This window comes from Enterococcus sp. DIV1316a (assembly GCF_050536915.1).
Taxonomy (GTDB): domain Bacteria; phylum Bacillota; class Bacilli; order Lactobacillales; family Enterococcaceae; genus Enterococcus; species Enterococcus faecalis.
In genome coordinates, this window is the sequence record NZ_CP172913.1 from 2,093,487 (window position 1) to 2,118,718 (window position 25,232).

The following is a 25,232-nucleotide window of genomic DNA, read 5'->3' on the forward strand; positions in this document are numbered from 1 at the left end:
AAGATAGAAGAAAGCAGTGACGGTCCCGATAATAATCAGCGTCCTGCCTCCATTTTATTGCTTATCTGAATAAAAGTAATAAAGAAACAACGACACCTAAAATTGGCACAGCTTCGATTAAAGCGACCCCGATAAACATTGTTGTTCTTAATTGACCAGACATTTCTGGTTGACGAGTCATTGACTCGATTGTTTTTGAAATAACTTGTCCGTTACCGATAGCGGCTCCGATAGCTGAACCGAAAATTGCAATTGCTGCTGCGATAAAATTTAATCCTTCCATTGTGTAAAATCCTCCTAAAAGATAATTTTTGTCCTTCGTATTTCTTGATTATTCTTCTGTTTCAATTTTGTGTGACATATAAACCATTGAAAGTGTCACAAAGATAAACGCTTGGATACATCCAATAAAGATTGAGAATGCTACCCAAATCATTTCTAGCGGAATTGCTAGTGGGATAACCCATAATCCAACGCTTGCTACGGTTCCAGCAATCAAGCCCAATAGAACTTCGCCGGCAAAAATGTTTCCGTACAAACGCAAGCCTAATGTTAATAGATTCGTGAATTCTTCCATTAATTTTACCGGTAGTAAGAAACCAACGGGTCTTAAATAACTATTAACTAGATAGCCTTTAAAACCAAAGCGTTTCATACCAAAGAAGTGTGTTAAGACAATCATCATCATCGCTAACGTTAAGGTTACGATTGGATCGGCGGTTGGACTTTTCCAAACGCTGAGATCGTCGCCCACAACGATTTTTGTAACGAGACCCAAGATGTTTGAAACAAGTACAAACATGAAGAGGGTAAACGCCATTAAATGAAAATTGCTCACTTCTTTACGAGGTAAATTGTCTGTAATGATTCCACGAATAAAATCCACTAACCATTCGATGACCGTTTGTTTGCCTTTAGGTCGTAGCTTCATATTTCTCGTACAAGCATAGACAAAGGCGAAAACAATGATACACGTCAACAGCACCATCAAAACAATGGTTCCATCAAACCAAATTGGTCCGATATTGAAGAGTAATTTCTTCTCTTCCAAATCAATTCACCTCTTTTCCAACAATCTTTCAGAAGTTTCATCCTACTCCTGAGTGATAATCCCTGGCAAAGCTATCGTACCACCACTTGTTGATAATTTACAAATAGTTTACTTTTAAAATTTCATGTGTTGAAAATTGGTTGGAAAACCTTTTCCATAAACCAATCTAATGCAGGGTGGTACTGCTTTCCGAAGCGATTAAAAAATGAATCATTTACATTCATTTACTCAACACTTACCAGATTTTACACCTAATCCGAAGAAAGGCAAGCAAATATGCGAAAAAGAATAAATTTACATTTTTAACGTCGGTTATTTTTTAATGTTCGGCTGATTTGTCGGTCAACTTCCTTACGTTTCAAGTCTTCACGCTTGTCGTACTGCTTTTTCCCTTTAGCTAAACCAATCAAAACTTTGGCATAGCCGTCTTTAATATAGACCTTCAAAGGTACTAATGTGATACCTGTATTTTTGGTTTCGCCGATTAACTTATTAATTTGTTTTTTGTGTAATAATAATTTTCTGGTACGTAATGGGTCATGATTAAAAATATTGCCCTGTTCATATGGACTAATATGAACATTATACAAAAAGGCTTCTCCGTTTCGAATTCGTGCAAAACCATCTTTTAAATTGATACGACCATTTCGAATAGATTTGATTTCTGTTCCTTGTAAAACAAGCCCAGCTTCAACCGTATCGATAATTGAATAATCATGTCTAGCTTTGCGGTTTTGTGCGATTAATTTTCCTTCCCCTTTTGGCATAAGCGACCTCCTCTACTTCTTCTTTTTCCCTTTTTTATTTTTTTGTTTCATTGCTTCTTTATAAAAAGGTTGTTTTTTGCCTTTGCCTTTTTTCTTATTTTTCTTTTTCTTACCATCAAATGATTCATCTTTTTTATTTCTTCGTTGATTATTTGAACGAGTTGAAGAATTGGCTTTACCTTTTTTACGTCCTTTTGGTCCTTCGACTGGCGCGACTTCCTCAGCTGAAATCAATTCAAAATCAACTTCTCTTGTTTCTGGATCAGCTTTTTCAACACGGATTTGAACTTTCTGACCAATTTTCAAAGTCATTCCCGTCCGTTCACCAACTAACGCCATATGATTTTCAATAAAGTGGAAATAATCTTGTTTTAAGTTGTTCACGTGAATTAAGCCTTCTATTGTATTAGGCAGTTCCACAAAGATACCAAATTTTGTGACTGAGCTGATAATCCCGTCATACGTTTCTCCCACTTTATCTACCATAAATTCGGCTTTCTTCATGGCGTCCACTTCACGCTCTGCATCAACTGCGCGACGTTCCATACTTGAACTATGGTTGGCAATTTCTGGTAATGCTTCGTTCCATTTTTCTTGATTTTTTTCAGATTGATCTTGGCTATAGCTGCGAATCAAACGATGCACAATTAAATCTGGATAACGACGTATTGGTGAAGTGAAATGCGTATAATATTCAGCAGCCAACCCATAGTGTCCGTAGTTGTCTTCTGAGTATTTCGCTTGTTGCATACTTCTTAGCAACATCGTATTGATAACCACTTCTTCCGGCTTATTTTCAACTTGCTCTAAAACTTTTTGTAAATCTTTCGGTGAAATGTTTTCTTTTGTTCCTTTAACAAGAATGCCAAGTACTGCAGCGAAATCAAAGAAACGTTGCATTTTTTCTTCTTTTGGTTGTTCATGAATCCGATAAATAAATGGCAGTTTTAAGTCATGATAATGACGCGCCACAGTTTCATTCGCTGCCAACATAAAGGATTCAATTAATCGTTCACCCACGCCACGCGTGCGTAAAAGAATATCTTGGGGATGACCATTTTCATCAACTAGGACTTTGGCTTCACGATCTTCAAAAGAAATCGCACCACGGCGCATACGCATCTCTTCTAATATATGGTGCAGCTCGCCCATCTCTTTAAACATGGGAACTAGCTCTTTGTAGCGTTCTAACGTTTCAGGTTTTTGCTCTTCTAAAATTTCATTGACTGCTGTATAGGTCATTCGCTCCGTTGTTTGGATTACACTTTGGAAAATTTCATGCGAAATAACTTCTCCTTCTGGTGTAATTTCCATCTCACAACTCATGGTTAAACGTGGAACATGTGGGTTTAGCGAACAAATACCATTTGATAATCGCTGCGGAATCATTGGCACAACACGGTCTGTCAAATAGACACTTGTGCCGCGTTCATACGCTTCCATATCCAATTGGCTTCCTTCAGTTACATAATAAGAAACATCTGCAATATGCACCCCTAAAAAGAAATTGCCATTTGCTAACTTTTGTACCGTTACTGCATCATCTAAATCTTTCGCATCTTCTCCATCAATCGTCACAATCAACTGATCACGTAAATCCCGACGACCGACTAAATCGCTTTCTGCAATAGTTTCTGGTACTTGGTCCGCTTCAGCCAAAACTTCATCAGGAAATGCTGTGGGAATTCCATGAGCCACCACGATTGATAAAATATCCATTCCTGGATCATTTTTATGACCAATCACTTGTTTGACTAGTCCTTCCATACTCGTTGGATATTCTTGATCTGGATAATAGGTAATTTCAGCAATGACAATGCTACCATCTACTGGCTTAATCCCTTCAGGTGCAATTGATACAGTATACTGATTCAATTTCTTATCTTTGGGAATCATGTAGCCATACAGTCCCATTTCTGCCATTTCTTCTTCACTATATGCCACAAATTCTCCGACAACTTGGCTCACTGTTCGCTCTTTAATTTCTTTGACTTTACCTTCTGCGCCGCGATCTGAAAAAGGATCCGCATGTTGGATCACGTCGATTAAAACCGTATCTCCATCCATTGCAAAGTTCGTTGCCTCTTTAGGAATGTAAACATCTGGTTCTTCAGGATCGATGGTCACGAAACCAAAGCCTCGTTCATTTGCACGAAACGTTCCTTCTATTAATAAGTCTTTCATTGGTAACAGGACTTTGCCTTTTTTGTTGAAACTAACTGACTTTTCTCGTTCCATTTGTGCAATGGTTTGCACTAAAATTTTAAAATCTGAACTTTTTTCTAAATTCAAGCCTTGTGCAATTTCTTCCATTGAAAAGCTTTTCTTTTTTTGGCTTTCCATGAAATGTAAAATTTGCTCTTTAATTGTTTGTTTTGTCATTATTTCTCCTCATTCCAAGGTAGTGTTGCTAAAAATTGCACCACATCTTGCTCTAATTGTTTGTGTTCTCCACTCACCGTAATGACATGTCCGCTATTTGGGTACCATTGTAAGGTCACACGTGCTTGTGTTAGCGCTTGGGCCGTTTGATAGACGCCCATTGGCTCAATCATTTCATCTTTGCCAGCTTGCGCTAAGAAAAGAGGTGCGTGGATTTTGTTTAGTTTGTCTGCCGTCTGACTAGCAATTGTTTCAATCGCTCCTAATTGTTGTTTGACTCGTTGCTCAATCGATTGCAACCGGCTTTGTTGTTCCTCTGCAGGAACTTCTGCGATTTTCATCACGTTTTCTGCGTATAATACGAAATTTTCTGGGACTTTATTTTCGACAGGGTAGATCGGTGAACAGAAAAATCCACCACCAATTAATCCTGTTAATTGTTCCGTTAATGCATGCATACTGAAAATCCCGCCCATTGATAAACCAAAAATGGCAATTTCTTGGTAGCCTCTTTCTCTCAAAAAAGCGACTGCTTCTTGTGTATCTTGCCACCATTGTTCCGTTGTTTGATCTAAAATATCTTCAGGAACTAGCGTGCCATGTCCTGAAAAATTAGGCGAATAGACAGTATAATTTTCTTTTTCTAAACGTCTGCTTAACATCCGTACATCATTACTGCTGCCAGAATAAGCATGTAATAAAAGGACCGCCCGTTTTCCTTTTTCTGAAAATAACGGCTTCGGTAAATTGATTTTTTTTGCCACTTCGCTCACCTCAGCTTCATTCTATCATATTCTCAAAAGAAAACCTTCCGAAATGATAAGTTTCAAAGACTTTTTCAGAAAGAAAAAGAACAGAAAAATAAGTGTCCGCACTCATCTCTCTGTTCTAAACTTGTCATTTTAAAAGATTACGTACTTATTTTGAAGATAAGAACGCCAAAACAAATAATAAAATCATCCAAATTGCGCCAAGAACTGCTGTTGAGCGTTGCATAACAGCTTCAAAACCGCGCGCTTTTTGCTTCCCAAATAATTTATCTGCACCGCCAGTGAAGGCACTTGCTGCACTGTTTTGTTTGCTTGGTTGCATCATAACAGTAATGACGATTAAAACAGATAAAATGATGACCAACGTTAAGATTAGATTATACATGCGTTAATTCTCCTTTTTATACAAATATGCGAAATTCATCTACTTTAATGTAGCATATTTTATCTGTAAACACCAGTGAAATTTAATGTCTTTCCTTATTTGTCTCTAATAACAACAGCCGCAAGTAGGAATCAGATTTCTACTTGCGGCTGTTGCTAGTTTCTTCTTTATTTTCTCAATACGTCTCCGTATTCAGGTTTAGTATCAAATTCTTTTTTGGCAAATGGACATAGCGGAATAATTTTTTTATGCTCTTTTCTCGCTTTTTCAACACCTGCTAAAACAAGTTTTTCAGCTAATTTTTGTCCACGATAAGTTGGATCAACAAACGTATGATCAATAATCATCATGCTTTCGCCAGCATCTGACCAAGTCATTTCACCAATTTCTTGGTTTTCATCGTTATATAGAGCAAAACGATTGTTTTCTTCTTTAATTTGCATATTCGTTCCCTGCTTTCCGAATATATTTTAGAGCACCACTTGGACATGAATCTACCACAATCATGTCATTTTCAACACTTCCGTTATCTGGAATAATCCATGGTTTCCGACCAACTTCAAAGACTTCTGGATTTCCGCGAACACAATTACCAATATGTTTACAAATATCTTTATTATAAAAGATATCAATTCCTTCCCCCGTATATTTACGGTAGCCTTCTTTTAATAGTTGTTCTTCCGTGACTGGTTGCCCATCTATTTGGTTTCCTTTCATTGCACAATCTCTCCCCTGTAACTTATTAATATTAAAAACGTACCTTTATTTTACCACTAAGCTGGACATTCAGGCAATTAATTGTTCCACCTTACTTGCCAATTCGACGAGCACGCAAAGCAGATAAGATTGACACAGTGTCCACGACTTCTTGTAGCATAGCCCCGATTAGCGCCGGAATGATCCCGGTACTAGCAATTAGCATTAGTAAAACGCAGATAAAAATTCCGATTAATACAGATTGTTTGGCAATTTTCATGGTATCTTGGGCAATTTCGACCGCTTGGCTGACTTTACTTAAGTCATCTTTTAAAATAACAACGTCAGCAGTTTCACTAGCCGCAGTAGCTCCATGAGCGCCCATAGCAATACCTACGTCTGCAGCAGCAAGCGAAGGTGCATCATTTACACCATCCCCTACCATGATGACTGGATGGTTTTCTTTGGGCAATTCTTTTAGAATAGTTAACTTATCTTGTGGTAAACATTCCCCATGTACTTCGGTAATTCCTACTTCTGCAGCAATCGTTTCTGCGACGGATTCTTGATCCCCCGTCAGCATTAAAATTCGTTGAAGATGTAATTGGTGTAATTTTTCCATAGTCTCTTTTGCTTCTGGTCGTACTGTGTCTGTAAAAGTAATTCGGCCTAAATATGTGCCATTACGTGAAATATGAATAGTCGTTTTATCAATTTTTTCAGTTGCTTGAGACTCTTGTGTCACAAAATTCTTTTTACCTACCCGTATCTCAGCACCATCCACAAATGCCTTCACGCCAGCACCAGAAACTTCCGCTAGATCTGTAATATTTTTTAATGGGACATCTTGCTTTCTGGCATAAGCAACAATTGATCTAGCTAAAATATGACTTGATTCTTGTTCCACGCTTGCTGCCAATCCCACTAATTCAGCAGCAGTTATTTCAGCATTGATTGGTTGGACTTGATCAACAGAAAGTTGTCCTTGCGTAATCGTGCCTGTTTTATCAAACGCAATCGTTTTTGCAGAAGCTAATTTTTCGACCATCGTTCCCGATTTAATAACGACCCCATGACGACTTGAACGACCCATCCCTGCCACTAAAGCAATTGGGGCAGATAGAATTAAAGGACACGGCGAAGCAACCACTAAGACTTCCGCAAAACGTGTCGGACTTTTTGAAACAAACCAAGCAACACCTGCAATTAAGTAGGCAACTAGTGTAAAAGGTACCGCATAGCGGTCTGCTAAACGTACAAAATGAGCTGGACGTGCCGCAGATTCTTTCACTAAGTTCACAATTGTTTGATATTGACTGTCTGCTACAGTTTTTTCAGCAACCATTTTCAAAGAGCCATCACCATTCACGGAACCCGACATTAATTCATCCCCAGGATTTTTTTCAATTGGTTTTGATTCTCCTGTTAATGAAGATTCATCGACTGTTGATGTCCCGGTTTTTACCAAGCCATCAACTGGAACTAGTTCCCCTGGTTTTACTACTAATTCATCGCCAACATTGATTTCCTCAACAGAAACATCTTCTAAATTTTCGCCATTCAAGCGATGAGCTTTTTGTGGCGAGTTATCCAATAATGACTTCAGCTCTTGGTTAGCTTTTCCAGCAGCATAGTCTTCTAATGAATCACCACCAGTCAACATAATTAAAATCATCAAACTGGCCCAGTATTCTCCCACAGCTAAGGTTGCAACGATAGCGGTAATCGCTAAAATATCGACACCATATTTTCCTTCACGTAAGGTTTGAATCATTTCCCAGAACATCATTAACGCCATTACAGAACCTGTTATTAAAATAATACCATACGCCCAATTCGGCTGATGTAAAATAAATTCAAATAATAATGCCAAAACTCCTGTTATAATTGTAATCCCCAATTTTGTTACATGCTTCATCTCTTTTTCTCTCCCATCATTCACTTTACATTATTGAGCGTACCTTTTCTGTTTTGAAAAAGAAAGTGAAAACGCCTAAATGAAAACGACTTTCATTATCATAGGATAGTTGCTGTAGCAACGTTTACTTTCTGAAAAGTAGTTATGTAAAAAAAACACAGACCATCGTTCATTCGCCGATGGTCTGTGTTTTTATTTCCAAAAATCATCAAAAATTGTAATGGGTAAATGCCGTTTGTGTTGTCCTTTTTTATACCAGTTTTCAATTGTTTGTTGATCTGTTTCCGAGACTTTTTTGCCTTCCAAATAGTCATCAATGGCATCATACGTGACACCTAAGGCAACTTCATCTGCAACTAACGGTTTGTCATCTTCTAGATCAGCTGTTGGTATTTTTAGATACAAGGCTTCTGGTGCCCCAAGTTCTTTCAGCAAAGCTTTTCCTTGGCGCTTATTTAAACGAAATAACGGTAAAATATCCGCTCCGCCATCGCCATATTTGGTGAAGAAAGCTGTCACATTTTCGGCTGCGTGGTCTGTGCCAATTACTGCGCCAGCATTTTCGCCAGCTACTGCATATTGTGTAATCATACGTTGACGTGCTTTCATGTTCCCTTTATTAAAATCGCTAATTTGAACGCCAGCGTTTTCTAGCGAACCAACCATTGCATCCACTGCTGGTTTAATATCCACTCGTAAAGAAACATCTGGCTGGATAAAGGCTAGCGCGGCTTGTGCATCAGCTTCATCTGCTTGCTCACCATAGGGAAGGCGAATCGCAATAAATTGATACGACATATCTCCTGTTTCTTCGCGCATTTCAGTCATCGCTAATTGTGCTAAGCGCCCAGCTAATGTTGAATCTTGTCCGCCACTAATTCCCAAGACAAAGGTTTTTAAAAAAGGATGTTTAGTTAAATAAGCTTTCAGAAAATCAATACTTTTACGAACTTCTTCTTTTGGATCAATTGTCGGTAAAACACCTAACTCTTGAATGATTTTTTCTTGAAGTGTTGTCATTTCTAAGCCTCCTTATTCACCGTTTCCGTTAAATGTTTAACGTCTTTACGCACTTTTTCCAATAAATTCATTTTGTGGTTCCAACAATCTGTTGAAAGGTCCACTGGATATTTCTGCGGATTCAAGTCCCGCTTGTATTCTTCCCAAAGTGAATCTAAATTTTCTTTTGCATATTGTTTAATTTCATCTAAAGTTGGTAATTCATACACACGTTTTCCTTCAACGAAAATATCTTGGAGTACTGGCCGTGCTTCAAAATCACGGACATACTTATTAATAAAGGTATGAACGGGATGGAACATATAAATTTCTTCTTCTTGGCGAGGATCTTCGTTCCAAAGTGTCACATAGTCCCCTTCTGACTTTTTATCAGATTTACGTGTAATGCGCCAGACTTGTTTTTTTCCTGGTGTTGTCACTTTTTCAGCATTGCTAGATAGTTTAATGGTATCTTTCATTTGACCATCTTCACCTTCAATTGAAACTAATTTAAACACCGCTCCTAAAGCCGGTTGATCATAGGCGGTAATCAGCTTGGTACCCACGCCCCATACATCAATTTTTGATTTTTGCATTTTTAGATTCAAAATCGTATTTTCATCTAAATCGTTCGATGCATAAATTTTTGCTTCAGTAAAGCCTGCTTCGTCCAGTTGTTCACGAACTCGTTTAGAAATATAAGCCATATCGCCACTATCAATCCGCACGCCTAGGAAATTAATTTTATCCCCCATTTCTCGAGCTACTCGAATTGCGCTTGGCACTCCCGCTTTCAAAGTATCATACGTATCAACAAGGAAAACGCAATCCCGATGTGTTTTGGCATACGCCATGAATGCTTCATAATCATTTCCATACGACTGAACCAATGAATGGGCATGAGTCCCACTAACCGGAATACCAAAAATTTTACCAGCACGAACATTACTTGTCGCGTCCGCCCCACCAATATAGGCGGCTCTTGTGCCCCAAATGGCAGCATCTAATTCTTGTGCCCGGCGTGTTCCAAATTCCAATAAAGGATCATCGCCTATCACGGATTTAATTCGAGCCGCTTTTGTCGCAATTAATGTTTGGAAATTCACCATATTTAGCAAGGCAGTTTCTACCAATTGACATTGTGCCAAAGGACCTTCAATTTGAATTAACGGTTCGTTATTAAAAACCAAATCCCCTTCTAAAGCAGAGCGTACAGTACATTTAAATTCAAAATTTGCTAAATACGTCAAGAAATCTTCTGGATATTCTTCAACTTCTCGGAGATATGCAATATCAGATTCTGTGAACGTTAAATTTTCGAGATAATTGACCAAACGTTCTAAGCCTGCAAAAATTGCGTAGCCATGATTAAAGGGCATCTCTCTAAAGTAACATTCAAAAACAGCATGTAAATCTGCTCTCCCTAATTCCCAGTACGTTTGCATCATATTGATTTGATACATATCTGTATGCAATGTCAAACTATCATCTGCATATGTATAGTCCATCGTTTTCTACCTCTATTCTTTGTATTAAAAACTTGTTTATATTATAACAAAAAAATTTTTTTTAGCCTAAAATCTGCTTAGACCTCTTTTTCTTTAAAAATGAAAAATTTACTGAAGAAATAATTTAAAATCACTACTACAACTTGTGTAATCATTTTCGCCCAAAACGATGAAAAATGAATGCCATCAATTAGGAGAATCATTAAACCCATATCAGCCACAAAAGATAAAATTCGGTACCAATAAAATAAGCCCATTTCTTTAAAAAAACCAGCTATGCTTTCATGCTTACTTGCGAATACCCAATATTTATTCGTGAAAAAGGCAAATAGAACAGATAAAAACCAACTAATTGTGTTACTTATCTTGTAATCCAGCCCTAACACATTTTGACAAACAAAAAATACAACTAAGTTGACGACAGTCGTTGCACCACCAAAAAATAAATAAGCCAGTACTTCTCGGTATTTACGAAATAATTCTTTCAATTTTCACGCATCCTTTCAACTAATCATTTTATCAAACTTCGGCAAGAAAACCTATCTATTTTGTGTAAAGACACAATTCTCTTGCTAATTTTACTATTTATTAAGTATTTATGAAAAACATAGTAAGAGAAGAGGAGAAGTTCATCCATGGATGAACTTCTCCTCTTCTCTTCGTCTAATAATATATGACTCCATCAACCAATAAGTTAAATCAGCATTAGTCCTTTAGCTTAGGAAGTGCTATCGTTTGTCCTTCGGTTAATACAGAATACGTTAAGTCATTTGTCTGCTTGAGGGCGGTTAAGGAATAGCCCGTTTTTTTAGCAATTTTTGCGAGTGTCTCTCCTCTTTTTACTTCATAATACTCAGTAGACTCTGTTTTTGAGTCATTCGCTTTACCATTTGATTGCTCTGCTGTCTTCAAAGCATTAGTCACCGATTTACTGATTATTAGTGATTGAAGTAACGCTTGTTCTTTCGGTTCTAGAGAAGTCGCCGCTGTATGCTGAGGAATCGTGATTTTTTGGCCAATATAAAACATTTCTTGAGTCTTTGAATTTTGTTTTAAAATGGCTGTTGCTGACACACCAAACGTCTGGCTAATGGTGGCGAGAGAATCTCCTTTGCTTACTTCATAGATGACTGCTTCTTTTTTTAGCTGTTCTTTGACTGCTTCCTTATCAAACGAAGGTTTCTTTTCTTCTGCCAAATTAGTCACTACTGGTTTCTTCTTTTCTTGATCGTATTCAGTTAATTGATAGGTTTCAATCAACGCGTTTAATTTTTTATCGTAATATGTATCCGTTGCATAACGACCTGTTAAAAATTTTGTTGCCTGCTGATAATTCGTCGTGTTTGCTTTCAAAACGCCGTGATAAAACGTTGGATTACCAGCCAGCCCATTGATGATTAATTTACTATAGTCTGTTAATGACTCTTTATAGGATGGATACTGACGAAAATCGGCATGAATGGTGGTCATCTTCCCTTTACCATCATCTTCTTGTGTGGGAAAGCTGACACTTTGACCTTGATAAGCGCCTTTAATGCCAAACAAATTATAATTAGGCGGCGCTGCTAACGCACTATTGCCCGAGCCACTTTCTAAAATAGCTTGAGCTATCATGACAGAAGCGTATAGATCATGTTGCTGACCAATAACTCGTGCTTCTTCACCGATTTTTCTAATAAACTCAGAAGTAGAAGCATTCTCTTGGACAACAAAATTTGCCTCGGCTTGTTGTTGAATTCCTGCTTGCTTTTCCTTTTCTTGACTATTGTCTATCTCTGAATGTACCAACGGCTCTTTGGTCTTTTCAGTTAATGTAGAATTTTGTGGTTCCTGATTATGAGGCGGCTTTTCAGTGAGTGCTTTACGCTCTTCAGACGCTGGTTGCTCACTTTGTAACGATTCGGTTGGTTTAGTACTAGCAATTGGCTTTTCTTGTGGCGGTAAACTATTTTCAGATTCTAATGGTTCCACATTATTTTCTGGATGGTCACTGCTGTAATTTTGTGTTGAACTTTCTTGTTGTTCAGACGAACTTATTATTGTTTCGTTCAGCGTTGAAGAAGTAAGGGTTCCTTGGTCTTGATTGGCTTGGTCCGCTCTTTTTTCTTCCAGCGATAGCTGTCGACTTTCGTCCCTCGTTTCGGTCTCTTCTTGAGCGATTAATGGTTCCGAATTGTAGTAACTGGCGCCCGCATAAATCCCTAAAATTCCAATACATACCAACTTCAAATATCTTGCCTTTCTTTTTTTCATCGCATTTCTCCTTCATTTACCTCTTTATTTCTGCTAATAACTGCTCTATCTGTTGGTACGTTCCTGTTGATTCATTCTTGATTGTCAGCATTTGTTCACAATAAGCTTGATACTCTCTTGCCACTTGCTTCATGCGTGTTAAAGTTGCTAAACGTTGTTCCATCTCTTCATGAACTGTTGCAACTTGTTGGTTAGCTTGGGCAATTGTTTCTTTTGCTTGACGTTTGGCTTCTAATAAGACTTCGCCAATTTCTTTTTGAGAAAGCGTAACGGCTGTGTCTAAATTCTCTTCACTGGTCTGTCTCTGTTGCATCTTTTCTTCAGACAATTGTTTCTGTAAAGAAGTGATAGTTGCTTCTTTATCACTTAACGTTTCTTTAAGCTGTTTAAGTTGCACATCTTTTTCGACTACTTGTTTTTGTAATGCTTCCACTTCATTGGTTCGCATTAATAATTGCTCCGTTAGCTTTTTAATGGATTGCTGATATAATTGATTTTCTTCTTCTAGTTTTTCAACAAAAGAAAATGACTCTTCTGACAGTTCAGTCGGCACTTGTTGCTGGACCTGCTTTACTTTTGCAGCTTGCTCTTTTGCATAAACGACCTCGTCATCAAAGCTTGCTTCCTCTGTTACCTTTGGTTGTGCTTTCATCGATTGTTCATTTTCAAAATCCGGCATCTTCTCATACTCCTCATCTTCATTGTTTTTAGTCAAAAATTGCCACATCTTTTTCTCCCCCTTCTTACCTTTTACACCGTTAACATATAGCCTTTTGAACGAATTGTTTTGATATATTGTGGTTTGTTCACATCTTGTTCAATTTTTTTACGCAAATGGAAAATCACATTAGCGACACGATATTTTCGTTCATTCGCAGTATCTTTCCAGACATTTTTGTAGAGTTCTTCATATGTAATTGTTTGTCCTGCGTGTTTGTATAAATACTCTATTGTGAAAAATTCCAATTTTGTTAAAAGAATTTCTTCTCCACTTCCCAAGCAAACACTCAAATTTGGCGCAATTAAATACAATCTCTCAGAAAGATTCTTAGTAACTGTTTGTTCCTCGTTTGCAATAGCTAATTTAGGATAAAAACGTCTTTTTACACGTTGCAATAAATTACTCATGCTTAACATGCATTCTTGACGATCATAAGAATGATCAAAAACGCCATCTGCACCTAATTGTAAATAAATAATTCGATTGACTTTACTAATTACTTCTGTCCGAGAAAATAACCAAATCGGTAAATCTGACTGCTTGCGAATCGTCATTAATAACTCACAACAAGTATTTACTTGCTGGTGGTCAGTAACTTCAATCACTAATCCATCAATATGGTGCAAATGAAGAAGTATATTTGTTCCTTGGATGATCTGACATTCTACTTGATTACTAACAAACCAATTTTGACAGTATTCTTTTGTTTCAATTGTCAAAGGAACGACACCAATTGTATATTTTTCCATTTTTCCACCTCAATCTTCCTAATATTCCCCTTCAAAATATAATAATTTTTATTTATATTCTATTAATAAATAAAAATTACCAACTACTAGTTTTCAAAAAATGATTGTTATTACTAAATTTTATCGAATAAAAACAAGGCTGTCTAGCTAAAACGAAGCCTTTAAATTATCATCTTTTTTGTTAAATGAGTAAATATTTGAGAAAATACCATAAGCAAAGATATTATTTAGATTATTTATTCTTTATGTAAAAAAAAGCTTACGATTTTTCAATCGTAAGCTTTTAGAATATTTTTTTATTTTTACATCATACCGCCCATGCCCATTGATGGATCCATCATAGGAGCTGGTGCAGCTGGTTCTGGTTTGTCTGCAACAACTGCTTCAGTTGTTAATAATAAAGCTGACACAGAAGCTGCATTTTGTAAGGCAGAACGAGTTACTTTTGTTGGGTCAACAATACCGGCTTCAACCATGTTTACCCATTCACCGTTAGCTGCATTGAATCCGATACCTAAGTCAACATTTTTTAGTTTGTCAACAATCACTGATCCTTCATAACCAGCATTTTCAGCGATTTGACGGATTGGTTCTTCTAATGCACGAACGACAATCTTGATCCCTGTTGCCACGTCGCCTTCAGCTTCCAGCGCAGCGACTTTACCAATTACATTGACAAGTGCGGTACCACCACCAGAAACCATGCCTTCTTCTACAGCGGCACGTGTTGCGTTTAATGCATCTTCAATTCGTAATTTTAATTCTTTTAATTCTGTTTCAGTTGCAGCACCGACTTTAACGACAGCAACCCCGCCAGCTAATTTAGCTAAACGTTCTTGTAATTTTTCACGATCAAAATCAGACGTTGTTTCGCCGATTTGGTTTTTAATTAAATGAACGCGGGCATCAATGGCTTCTTTTGAACCAGCACCTTCAACAATTGTTGTGTTATCTTTGTCGACAACTACTTTGCTAGCATTTCCTAAGTTTTCAATAGTTGTGTCTTTTAACTCTAACCCTAAGTCGTCAGTGATTACTGTACCACCTGTTAAAATAGCAATATCTTCAAGCATCGCTTTGCGGCGGTCACCAAATCCTGGCGCTTTTACTGCGACAACATTAAATGTACCACGGATTTTGTTCAATACTAATGTTGGTAGAGCTTCCCCATCAACATCATCCGCAATGATCAATAGTGGACGGCTTTGTTGTAGAATTTGTTCTAATAAAGGTAAGATATCTTGAATATTTGAGATTTTTTTGTCGGTAATTAAGATATATGGATTTTCTAAAACAGCTTCCATTTTATCGTTGTCAGTAACCATGTATTGAGATAAATAACCGCGGTCGAATTGCATTCCTTCAACCACATCTAATTCTGTTTCAATCCCTTTTGATTCTTCAATGGTAATTACGCCGTCGTTACCAACTTTTTCCATTGCATCAGCAATTAATTGGCCGACTTTTTCAGAACCTGATGAAACAGCAGCGACTTGTGCAATCGCTTCTTTTGAATCAACTACAGATGAAATATTGTGTAATTCTTCTACTGCTGTTTTTGTTGCTAATTCAATCCCACGGCGAATACCTAATGGGTTAGCTCCAGCAGTTACGTTTTTTAAGCCTTCACGAACAATGGCTTGTGTCAAAACAGTCGCTGTTGTTGTTCCGTCACCAGCAATATCATTCGTTTTAGAAGCAACTTCTGAAACTAATTTTGCGCCCATGTTTTCAAAATGATCTTCTAATTCAATTTCCTTAGCAATTGTTACTCCATCGTTAGTAATCAATGGTGAACCAAATGATTTTTCTAAAACAACGTTACGACCTTTAGGGCCTAATGTCACTTTCACTGTATCTGCTAATACATCTACTCCGCGTAGCATTGCTGCACGTGCATCTTCTGCAAATTTAATCTCTTTTGCCATGATTTCTTCACCTCATAATTTTTTTCTTCTATTATATTATTCTGTAAAAGTTGTTTATTATTCAACAGTGGCAATAATGTCTTTGGCTGATACAATTAAGTATTCTACGCCTTCGTATTTCACTTCTGTTCCTGAATATTTTTCAAACATTACTGTGTCACCAATTTTTACTTCCATCGGAACTTTTGTGCCATTTTCAAGCACACGACCTTCACCTACTGCGATAACTTCACCTGTTTGTGGTTTTTCTTTTGCAACGGATGCAAGAACAATTCCTCCAACAGTTTTTTCTTCTTCTTTCGCGACTCTAATTACGACGCGATCGCCTAATGGTTTTAACACAATAAATCCCTCCAAATAAAAAGTTTTCGCTTATTTTAGCACTCGATACACAAGAGTGCTAACTCACACTATTTATAATACTCATTTCACTCTAAAAATGCAAGTCTTTTCTCTCTTTTTCTTGTCAATTATAAGATACGCATTTTTTATTGCGTATTCTTTTTTCATGGAATGTTTTTCCAATCCTTTAATTCATGGTAAAATAAATTGACTACGATTGGAGGCGAATAAAATGAAACAACGTTTACTTACAGCACTAATAGCAACCTTCGTTTATTTTGTGATAGCGAATTTAGGAAATCTTGTTTTCAGTGTCACAGAAGGAATTGTTTCGACACTTTGGGAATCTCTTTTCTTTTTCTTATTCGTTTTTCTTTTATTAGGATATCGCAATAATCGTAAAAAATAATTATAGAAAGGATTAACCATGACCTTAAGAAAATCAAGTTTATTTATTTTAGTCACATACATTATCGCTTTCTTCGGGCCGTTACTTTTTTCGGGTATTTCCCCCAATGCAGCGATTAATGTGACAACTGCTCTCTACATTATTGGCGCCCTTGTAATGATTGGCATCTTTTTAAAAACAACAGAACCTTCTCCTTTAGAGGAAACAGCAACCTTGAAATCACCTATTTTTATTTTTTTACTAGGTGTTAGTGGGATTTTCATTGCCATGCTGATTCAAGGGGTTACTTTTGCCATTGAAGTAGCCATCACAGGAGAACAAGCTACTTCTCAAAATACGCAAGCTATTGTGGCGGTGATTTTGGCAAATCCTTTATTTATTTTGGCAACTACTATCGGTGGTCCGATTATGGAAGAATTCGTCTTTCGTTATGCATTTATCCATTTAATCCAGCCTTTTACAAATTTCTGGATTGCGGCTACTGTTAGTTCGGCGATTTTTTCACTCGCACATGCCGATGGTCACTTTTTTGTTTATTTCTTTATGGGATTTTTCTTTGCTCTTTTGTACAAGCAAACTGGAAAAATTTGGACCTCAATTATTGCCCATTGCGGCATGAATACGATTGTGATTATTGTTCAACTACTTTTGCATAATGGTGCAATTCAATAAGAAAAGGGCCTTCGTCTAAACGACTAGGCCCTTTTCTTTTGCTTATTCTTCTTCGTCAATCAATTCGTTGTCATGATGTAAGAAATAAATTAATGTTTGTAATTCGTTGGTTAAGTCAACATTTTGAATTAATACTTCAGGTGGCGCTACTAAACGCGCAGCCGTAAAGTTTAGAATTCCTTTAACCCCTGCTTCGGCAAGTTTGTTCACAACTTCTTGCGCTTTGCGAGCTGGAATAGTTAAAATAGCTACTTCGATTTGTTGAACACGGATTTGTTCCATCATATCTTCCATTGGATAAACCGGAATACCGTCAACAATGCGTCCCACAATATCTTCATTCACATCAAATGCGCAACTTACACGAATACTGTTGCTTTGATGGAATTTGTACTTTAATAAAGCACTTCCTAAATTACCAACCCCGATTAATGCGACATTGGTTAACTCATCTTCATTCAATGTTTTTGCAAAAAAGTTCATTAAGTTTTCAACATCATAGCCGTACCCACGTTTACCTAATTCACCAAAATATGAAAAGTCACGACGAATAGTCGCACTGTCTACTTGTACCGCTTCACTTAATTCAGTTGATGAGACTTTATTTTTTCCTGTATCATGTAACATTCTTAAGTAGCGATAATATAAAGGAAGGCGTCGCGCCGTTGCTTTTGGAATAACTTGATCTTTCACAATTGGACCTCCAATACTTTCACTTAAATCTTATCCATTAACATAATAGCAGTTTTTCACAATAAAAAGCAATTCTATGGCTCAAAAATAGCATTTTTCTTCAAAAGTTTGTGATAAAAGGTATAAACCTTCACAAAGCATTTTTTGATACGTGCTATTTTAGCAGATTTTATGCTACACTAAGGGCAATGAATTTAGAAATGAGGACTACTGATGATTTTATTACAAGCAAATCAAGTTGCCCGGCATTTTGGCTCGGAAACATTGTTTGAAAACATACATTTAGAAATTGCAACAAAAAGTCGGATTGCCTTAGTTGGTCGTAATGGTGCTGGAAAATCGACTTTTTTAAAAATCATTGCAGGCATTGATGCTCCCGATAGCGGAACCATTGCCAAAAATAAAACTGCTACGTTAGGTTATTTAGCTCAAAATACCGGTTTAGAATCAGATAAAACCGTTTGGGAAGAAATGACAAAAGCCTTTGCTGACATCCTAGAAATGGAACAGCGTATGCGAGAATTAGAAACCAAAATTAGTGAAATGGAGCCAACCACTTCCGTTTATGAAGGAATTTTAAAAGAGTACGATCAATTGCAACATACGTTTTCTGAAAAAAATGGCTACGGCTATGAAAATGAAATTCGCTCAGTCCTTCACGGCTTTGGCTTTGATGAATCCTTTTACACGAAAGATATTCAAACCTTATCTGGTGGTCAAAAAACCCGGCTTGCATTAGCAAGAATGCTTTTACAAAAACCAGACATTTTAATTCTGGACGAGCCTACAAACCACTTAGATATCGAGACGCTTTCTTGGCTGGAATCTTATTTGCCAAGCTATGCCGGCGCCCTATTGATTGTTTCCCACGATCGTTATTTTTTAGATAAGGTAGTTAATGAAGTTTATGAACTGAGCCGCAAAAAAATGACTCACTACAAAGGAAACTATTCCAAATACTTAGAGTTAAAAGCAGAACAATTAGCCAGTGAATGGAAAGCGTATGAAAAGCAACAAGAAGAAATCAATAAGTTAGAAGATTTCGTTGCCAAAAATCTGGTTCGTGCATCTACAACGAAACGTGCACAAAGTCGCCGAAAAGTATTAGAAAAAATGGACCGTTTAGACCGACCTCAAGGAGATGAAAAATCGGCGCATTTTCTTTTCGATAGTGAAAAAGTCTCGGGAAATGTTGTTTTACAAGTCGAAGATGCCGCCATTGGTTACGACCAAGAACATATTTTATCCGAACCTATTCACTTGGATATTCGTCGCAAAGAAGCCATTGCCTTAGTCGGACCGAACGGAATTGGTAAATCCACTCTCTTGAAATCAATTATTGACCGCATTCCTTTCATTAAAGGAAGTAAAACTTTTGGCACCAATGTTTCTGTAGGTTACTATGACCAAGAGCAAGCCAATTTACATGGCAATAAAACGGTCCTAGCGGAATTATGGGATGAACACCCAACCACACCTGAAAAAGAGATTCGAAGTATTTTAGGCGGCTTTCTCTTCAGTGGAGATGATGTTGAAAAAACGATTCCTTTATTAAGTGGTGGCGAAAAAGCCCGTGTGGCATTAGCAAAATTAGCGATGGATCGTGACAATTTCTTGATTCTCGATGAGCCAACCAACCACTTGGATATCGATAATAAAGAAGTTTTAGAAAATGCGCTGATTGATTATGAAGGAACCATCCTCTTCGTTTCCCATGACCGTTACTTTATCAATCGAATTGCAACAAAAGTTGTTGAGCTTTCTGAAAAAGGCAGCAAACTTTATTTAGGCGACTATGATTATTATTTAGAAAAGAAACAAGAGGAAGAAGAAATCGCTGCCCTCTTAGCTAATGAAGAAGCGGCGAAAAAACCCGAACCAGTTACAGCCAAAAATACCTTTTATCAAAACAAGGAGCAACAAAAATTACTCCGTACTTTGCAAAGAAAAATAACACAAGTCGAAGAAAATCTTGCTCAGTTAGATACGACAATTGCACAATTAGAAGCACAAATGAGTCAACCAGACATTCTAGAAAATCATGTTGAATTGCTGGCTTTAAACCAACAATTAGATGACGCTCGTCAGCAACAAGATGAACTACTTGAGCAATGGGAAAATTTCAGTTTAGAATTAGAAGAAATGGAAAATAACAATTAACGGAGGGATTCACTATGGCTTCCAAAAAAATCAGTTTAACGAAGCCCAAATATCAACAAATCGCCGTTGATGTTGCGGAAAAAATTGCAGAAGGCAAATTACATGTTGGAGATAAAATCCATGCCCGTTCCACCCTAGCTAACCAATACCAAGTGTCGCCAGAAACAGCTCGCAAAGCCATTATCGTTTTAGTTGATTTAGAAATCGTTAAAGCCAAACACGGCAGCGGCTTCTATGTGGCATCAAAAGAAAAAGCGCAGGACTTTGTGACACAATATCAAGACGTTCAAACGATTGCTGAAATTAAAGAAGAATTGCTAGATAGCGTAGCGAAACAAAAAGAAGAACTTACTCATTTTTCTAGCATTCTAGATACTCTTGTTGAACAAACAAAGCGTTTTGATTCTTTCAATCCAATGAATCCTTATTCATTAGTTTTAACAGAAGAAGCTGCTTATCTTGAGGCGACGATTAGCGAAATGAATTTTTGGCAAAACACTTCGGCAACGATTATCGCTATCAAACACAAAGAAGAGCTTTTGGTCTCACCTGGTCCATATGCAAAGATTTCGTTGAACGACACACTTTATTTTGTTGGACATGACGAATCAACCTTACAACGTGTCCAAAATTTCTTTTATCCTTAAACAAAAAAGTGACTACTTATCTTGCGGTAAATAGTCACTTTTTTTATTTATTATTTCTATTTTTCATAAAAAACCACTATAAAACCTAGTTAAAATACTGTTTTTCTTCATTTTCAGAAAGATTTTCATCTAATTTGACAAAGTGACAACTTTATAGTAGTCTGATGTAGTCACTTTTTTTAATGAGGAGGAACAATGATTTGCCAAAAGTAAAAGTAAATCACCTTACCAAGATCTTTGGTAAGAAAACCAAACCGGCACTTGAAATGATTCGTGCCAACAAAAGCAAAACAGAAATTTTAGAAAAAACGGGTGCCACAGTCGGTGTTTATGATGTAAATTTCGAAGTTGAAGAAGGCGAAATTTTCGTTATTATGGGGTTATCAGGAAGTGGGAAATCAACATTAATTCGTTTATTAAATCGTTTGATTGAACCAACTTCAGGAAATATTTATATTGATGGACAAGATATTTCTTCTTTAGATAAAGAAGGATTACGTGAAGTACGTCGAAATAAAATGAGCATGGTTTTCCAAAACTTTGGTCTTTTCCCCCATCGAACTATCTTAGAAAATACGGAATATGGTTTAGAAATTCGTGGTGTTCCTAAAGAAGAACGCCAAGCAAAAGCTGAAAAAGCCTTAGAAAATTCTAGCTTAATTGCTTTTAAAGACCAATTACCAAGTCAATTATCTGGTGGGATGCAACAACGTGTCGGCCTTGCTCGTGCCTTGGCTAACGATCCAGAAATTTTATTAATGGACGAAGCGTTCTCTGCTCTTGATCCGTTAATTCGTCGTGAAATGCAAGACGAACTATTAGATTTACAAGAAAATGTCAAAAAAACCATTATCTTTATCACACATGATTTGAATGAAGCTTTACGAATCGGCGACCGGATTGCTTTGATGAAAGATGGTCAAATTATGCAAATTGGGACTGGAGAAGAAATTTTAACCAACCCAGCCAACGAATATGTGCGAACCTTCGTGGAAGATGTGGATCGTTCAAAAGTCTTAACTGCCCAAAATATTATGGTACCTGCTTTAACTACTAACATTGAAATTGATGGCCCAACTGTTGCTTTAAAACGGATGCGTCAAGAAGAAGTGAGTATGTTACTTGCCGTGGATAAAAAACGCCAACTAAAAGGCGTGGTACGCGCAGAAAAAGCTTTAGAAGCGCGTAAAAACGGGACTTCTCTTGTAGAATGTGTGGATCCAGAAATTCAAACAATCGACAAAGATATGTTAGTGAATGATATTTTCCCACTGATTTATGATGCACAAACGCCTCTTGCTGTGACTGATAACGGCAAACTATTAGGCGTGGTCATCCGTGGTAGCGTACTTGAAGCACTTGCAGAAACAGAGGTGAACGAACATGAATAAGTATCAATTACCTGTCGCGTCTTGGGTTGAAAGTTTTACTGATTGGTTAACTTCAACATTTGCTGGATTATTCAGCTTTTTACAAACAATTGGTCAAAGTGTAATGGACAACATTACTGCCTTACTAACAGCCGTACCACCACTTGTGCTGATTGTGCTATTAACGATTGCTGCTTTCTTTATTTCTAATAAAAAAATTGGCTTAAGTTTATTCACATTTATCGGCTTAATGTTTATCTATAACCAAAACTTATGGAACGATTTAATGAGTACCGTTACGTTAGTTTTACTTTCTAGTGTTATTTCCATTATCATTGGTGTGCCACTAGGGATTTTAATGGCGAAAAGTGAAAAAGCCAAGAGTATTATTACACCGATTTTGGACTTCATGCAAACAATGCCTGGTTTCGTTTACTTGATTCCAGCCGTTGCATTCTTCGGAATTGGTATGGTTCCTGGGGTCTTCGCCTCTGTTATCTTCGCTTTACCACCAACCGTTCGCTTTACGAACTTAGGAATTCGACAAGTGCCAAATGAACTTGTTGAAGCAGCTGATTCTTACGGTAGTACTGGATGGCAAAAATTATTCAAATTAGAATTACCTTTAGCCAAAAACACGATTATGGCTGGTGTTAACCAAACAACCATGCTAGCTCTATCAATGGTAGTTATTGCTTCAATGATTGGTGCGCCTGGATTAGGACGTGGCGTCCTTTCCGCTTTACAACGTGCACAAGTCGGGAACGGTTTCGTAAATGGTGTGGCTTTAGTTATTTTAGCGATTATCATTGACCGTTTTACTCAACATTTAAATAATAAAAAAGCAGCCCCTAAAGCAGCTGGTGCCACCTCTAAAAAGAAAAAATATGGGATTATTGCAGCGGTTGTTGTAATTGTCGCTGGCTTAGTTGGTGCTTCAATTTTTACAACAACAAATGATAAGCAAATTTCCCTTTCTTATGTGGAATGGGATACCGAAGTAGCCTCCACACATGTGGTTGCCGAAGTCTTAAAAGATATGGGGTATGATGTTAAAACGACCCCTTTAGATAACGCAATTATGTGGGAATCTGTAGCTAAAGGTGAAACAGATGCCATGGTTGGTGCGTGGCTGCCAGGAACTCACGCAGAGCAATATAAACAATATAAAGATAAATTAGACGACCTTGGTGAAAACCTTAAAGGTGCAAAGCTAGGAATTGTCGTCCCTTCTTATATGGATGTTGATTCTATCGAAGATTTATCTGATCAAGCTGGGAAAAAGATTACTGGAATTGAACCTGGTGCTGGTGTTGTTGCAGCAGCAGAGAAAACTAAAGAAGCTTATCCTAATTTGAAAGATTGGTCTGTTGAAACTTCTTCATCAGGTGCCATGACTGTCGCCTTAGGACAAGCAATTAAAAACAACGAAGACATCGTTATTACTGGCTGGTCTCCTCACTGGATGTTTGCAAAATATGATTTAAAATATTTAGCTGATCCAAAAGGCACTATGGGCGGCGAAGAAGCGATTCACACAATGGCTCGCCAAGGCCTAAAAGAAGATCAACCAGAAGCTTACAAAGTGTTAGATAATTTCCATTGGACAACTAAGGATATGGAATCTGTCATGTTAGAAATTAACGAAGGCAAAGACCCACAAGAAGCTGCACGTGATTGGGTTGATTCACATAAAGACCAAGTAGCAGAATGGAAAAAATAATTCTTAACAAATGACTTCCCCATCTATTAAAAGAGGACGTTGAACAAATTGTTCAACGCCCTCTTTTTTCGCAAAAAAAACCACTCAGTTGGGTAGACTGAGTGGAAAGGAGTTATTTTTACTTGAGGAGTAAAAATGAAAAGTGTTTATGTTGGGTGTTTTGTTGGTATGCTTATATATTAACGAGAACCTGTGAATAATTTGTGACGAAAACCTTGGAAATTTGCTACGAATTACTTAAAAAAGTTTAAATGTGTCTCACCCTAGTTAATCAATACAGCGATTATTTCTTTTTAGCATTTTGGATGGCTTTAAATAATGTTGAAAATTGTCCTTTGAAAGACATCACATCATCAAAGATATCAACACCATCGTTTAACATTTTGACGGTCACCCAGCCAAGCGCTTCCGTAATTGCTACTGCAACTGAAGCATTGACCATGCCACCAGTCACAGTTCCGACAACAGGAATCACTTTTAGAATATTTCCGACTGCGCTCTTACCTAAACTAACCACTACTAATTCTTTGGTTAAACTTTTCCCTAAGCTTTCAGACCAAGACTGACCAAAAATTTTATGCAGCCGTGACATCATAGTTAATTGAACAGGTACCAGTAAAAAAGCATCCGAAAATGGAATTGGTGAAAACCCAATAATTGCTGCTGACAATGCAGCAAAATGAATCGTTTGATGACTTTTCTTTTTCACGTCAGGTGAAACACCAGCCAAAAATTCATCAAATACTTTGTCGAGTTGTGTTTGACTGTTCGTCACTAATTGTTCTGCTTTACCTTTAGAAGTTGCGAAAGCATTCATTATGGCCGTAGATGTTTTTTGTGGAAATTTTTTCAAGACATCTTGAAAAAAAGAACGAAATTCTGGGTCTTCGATTTCTTCATTCAATTGCTTAGTTTCTTGTTCTGCTAATTCTTGTTTTTCAATCTCTTCAAAAAGTTCTTGTTTCTTTTTGTTTTTATGTTTTTTTCTTCTCATCTCATTAACTCCCTTATCTATCAATATGTAGAAACAAAGTATAGCATAGCCCCTGATTGATTCTCTTTTAGATGATTTGAAAAGCCAGAACTTAT

25 protein-coding genes are annotated in these 25,232 nt (G+C 37.2%); 6 read left to right on the plus strand and 19 right to left on the minus strand.

Translation table 11 applies throughout. From position 1 onward, the window contains the following. Positions 1-61 precede the first annotated feature (61 nt). From atpE to groES, 17 genes are all read right to left on the minus strand, one after another. Positions 62-283 (minus strand): ATP synthase F0 subunit C, encoded by a 222-nt coding sequence (gene atpE, locus IGL56_RS09970; protein ID WP_002356552.1) that lies wholly within the window; start codon positions 281-283, stop codon positions 62-64. 48 nt (positions 284-331) lie between these two features. Continuing rightward, positions 332-1,051: a F0F1 ATP synthase subunit A gene (gene atpB, locus IGL56_RS09975; RefSeq protein ID WP_002356551.1), complete on the minus strand. Its 720-nt coding sequence runs from the start codon at positions 1,049-1,051 to the stop codon at positions 332-334. A 302-nt stretch (positions 1,052-1,353) separates the two neighbouring features. Next, positions 1,354-1,818 carry an SsrA-binding protein SmpB gene (gene smpB, locus IGL56_RS09980; RefSeq protein ID WP_002356550.1) on the minus strand — a complete coding sequence of 155 codons (465 nt, stop codon included), beginning with the start codon at positions 1,816-1,818 and terminating at the stop codon, positions 1,354-1,356. A gap of 12 nt (positions 1,819-1,830) precedes the next feature. Then, positions 1,831-4,200, minus strand: coding sequence for a ribonuclease R (gene rnr, locus IGL56_RS09985; protein ID WP_267592562.1), 2,370 nt, complete (start codon positions 4,198-4,200; stop codon positions 1,831-1,833). Then, positions 4,200-4,973, minus strand: a complete 774-nt coding sequence (locus tag IGL56_RS09990) for an alpha/beta hydrolase (RefSeq protein ID WP_002384145.1) — start codon at positions 4,971-4,973, stop codon at positions 4,200-4,202. The genes rnr and IGL56_RS09990 overlap by 1 nt, the downstream gene beginning before the upstream one ends. Before the next feature lie 145 nt (positions 4,974-5,118). Beyond that, positions 5,119-5,355 (minus strand): preprotein translocase subunit SecG, encoded by a 237-nt coding sequence (gene secG, locus IGL56_RS09995; RefSeq protein WP_002356546.1) that lies wholly within the window; start codon positions 5,353-5,355, stop codon positions 5,119-5,121. Positions 5,356-5,522: 167 nt separating this feature from the next. Then, entirely contained in the window at positions 5,523-5,798 is a 276-nt protein-coding gene (locus IGL56_RS10000) for a GNAT family N-acetyltransferase (RefSeq protein ID WP_002356545.1), read from the minus strand. Then, positions 5,788-6,072: a (4Fe-4S)-binding protein gene (locus IGL56_RS10005; RefSeq protein WP_065813685.1), complete on the minus strand. Its 285-nt coding sequence runs from the start codon at positions 6,070-6,072 to the stop codon at positions 5,788-5,790. The genes IGL56_RS10000 and IGL56_RS10005 overlap by 11 nt, the downstream gene beginning before the upstream one ends. Before the next feature lie 91 nt (positions 6,073-6,163). Then, positions 6,164-7,993, minus strand: a complete 1,830-nt coding sequence (locus IGL56_RS10010; RefSeq protein ID WP_002356542.1) for a heavy metal translocating P-type ATPase — start codon at positions 7,991-7,993, stop codon at positions 6,164-6,166. 168 nt (positions 7,994-8,161) lie between these two features. Next, positions 8,162-8,989 (minus strand): ammonia-dependent NAD(+) synthetase, encoded by an 828-nt coding sequence (nadE, locus tag IGL56_RS10015; RefSeq protein WP_002356540.1) that lies wholly within the window; start codon positions 8,987-8,989, stop codon positions 8,162-8,164. Between the two features lie 2 nt (positions 8,990-8,991). Next, positions 8,992-10,476 carry a nicotinate phosphoribosyltransferase gene (locus IGL56_RS10020; RefSeq protein ID WP_002356538.1) on the minus strand — a complete coding sequence of 495 codons (1,485 nt, stop codon included), beginning with the start codon at positions 10,474-10,476 and terminating at the stop codon, positions 8,992-8,994. 77 nt (positions 10,477-10,553) lie between these two features. Continuing rightward, on the minus strand, positions 10,554-10,964 hold the full coding sequence (locus tag IGL56_RS10025) for a GtrA family protein (RefSeq protein ID WP_002356537.1): 411 nt from the start codon (positions 10,962-10,964) through the stop codon (positions 10,554-10,556). A gap of 217 nt (positions 10,965-11,181) precedes the next feature. Further along, positions 11,182-12,729: a glucosaminidase domain-containing protein gene (locus IGL56_RS10030; RefSeq protein ID WP_002365033.1), complete on the minus strand. Its 1,548-nt coding sequence runs from the start codon at positions 12,727-12,729 to the stop codon at positions 11,182-11,184. A 16-nt stretch (positions 12,730-12,745) separates the two neighbouring features. Further along, positions 12,746-13,456: a hypothetical protein gene (locus IGL56_RS10035; protein ID WP_002356535.1), complete on the minus strand. Its 711-nt coding sequence runs from the start codon at positions 13,454-13,456 to the stop codon at positions 12,746-12,748. Positions 13,457-13,479: 23 nt separating this feature from the next. Beyond that, positions 13,480-14,199 carry a response regulator transcription factor gene (locus tag IGL56_RS10040; RefSeq protein WP_002356534.1) on the minus strand — a complete coding sequence of 240 codons (720 nt, stop codon included), beginning with the start codon at positions 14,197-14,199 and terminating at the stop codon, positions 13,480-13,482. 302 nt (positions 14,200-14,501) lie between these two features. Next, positions 14,502-16,127: a chaperonin GroEL gene (gene groL, locus IGL56_RS10045; protein ID WP_002362559.1), complete on the minus strand. Its 1,626-nt coding sequence runs from the start codon at positions 16,125-16,127 to the stop codon at positions 14,502-14,504. 57 nt (positions 16,128-16,184) lie between these two features. Then, a complete protein-coding gene (gene groES / locus IGL56_RS10050; protein ID WP_002356531.1) occupies positions 16,185-16,469 on the minus strand; it encodes a co-chaperone GroES in 285 nt (94 codons plus the stop codon). Positions 16,470-16,701: 232 nt separating this feature from the next. Here groES and IGL56_RS10055 point away from each other — a divergent pair, with 232 nt between their 5' ends. Together IGL56_RS10055 and IGL56_RS10060 are read left to right on the plus strand one after the other, a co-directional pair. Beyond that, positions 16,702-16,878 (plus strand): hypothetical protein, encoded by a 177-nt coding sequence (locus IGL56_RS10055; RefSeq protein ID WP_002356530.1) that lies wholly within the window; start codon positions 16,702-16,704, stop codon positions 16,876-16,878. 18 nt (positions 16,879-16,896) lie between these two features. Further along, positions 16,897-17,550, plus strand: coding sequence for a CPBP family intramembrane glutamic endopeptidase (locus IGL56_RS10060; protein ID WP_002356529.1), 654 nt, complete (start codon positions 16,897-16,899; stop codon positions 17,548-17,550). A gap of 42 nt (positions 17,551-17,592) precedes the next feature. Here IGL56_RS10060 and IGL56_RS10065 read toward each other — a convergent pair whose 3' ends face one another. Next, positions 17,593-18,243 (minus strand): redox-sensing transcriptional repressor Rex, encoded by a 651-nt coding sequence (locus IGL56_RS10065; RefSeq protein ID WP_002356528.1) that lies wholly within the window; start codon positions 18,241-18,243, stop codon positions 17,593-17,595. 213 nt (positions 18,244-18,456) lie between these two features. Between IGL56_RS10065 and IGL56_RS10070 the strand changes: the two genes are divergently transcribed. The 4 genes from IGL56_RS10070 (at position 18,457) to IGL56_RS10085 (ending at position 24,143) form a co-directional block, all read left to right on the plus strand. After that, positions 18,457-20,403 (plus strand): ABC-F family ATP-binding cassette domain-containing protein, encoded by a 1,947-nt coding sequence (locus IGL56_RS10070; protein ID WP_002365037.1) that lies wholly within the window; start codon positions 18,457-18,459, stop codon positions 20,401-20,403. A 14-nt stretch (positions 20,404-20,417) separates the two neighbouring features. Next, on the plus strand, positions 20,418-21,050 hold the full coding sequence (locus IGL56_RS10075) for a GntR family transcriptional regulator (protein ID WP_002356525.1): 633 nt from the start codon (positions 20,418-20,420) through the stop codon (positions 21,048-21,050). A gap of 200 nt (positions 21,051-21,250) precedes the next feature. Further along, positions 21,251-22,441: a quaternary amine ABC transporter ATP-binding protein gene (locus IGL56_RS10080; RefSeq protein ID WP_002388977.1), complete on the plus strand. Its 1,191-nt coding sequence runs from the start codon at positions 21,251-21,253 to the stop codon at positions 22,439-22,441. Continuing rightward, positions 22,434-24,143, plus strand: a complete 1,710-nt coding sequence (locus tag IGL56_RS10085) for an ABC transporter permease/substrate binding protein (RefSeq protein ID WP_002356521.1) — start codon at positions 22,434-22,436, stop codon at positions 24,141-24,143. The genes IGL56_RS10080 and IGL56_RS10085 overlap by 8 nt, the downstream gene beginning before the upstream one ends. A gap of 283 nt (positions 24,144-24,426) precedes the next feature. Here the strand turns inward: IGL56_RS10085 and IGL56_RS10090 are convergent, their stop codons facing one another. Beyond that, complete coding sequence (locus tag IGL56_RS10090) at positions 24,427-25,161, minus strand: YcjF family protein (protein ID WP_002384134.1); 735 nt, start codon at positions 25,159-25,161, stop codon at positions 24,427-24,429. Positions 25,162-25,232: the final 71 nt, after the last annotated feature.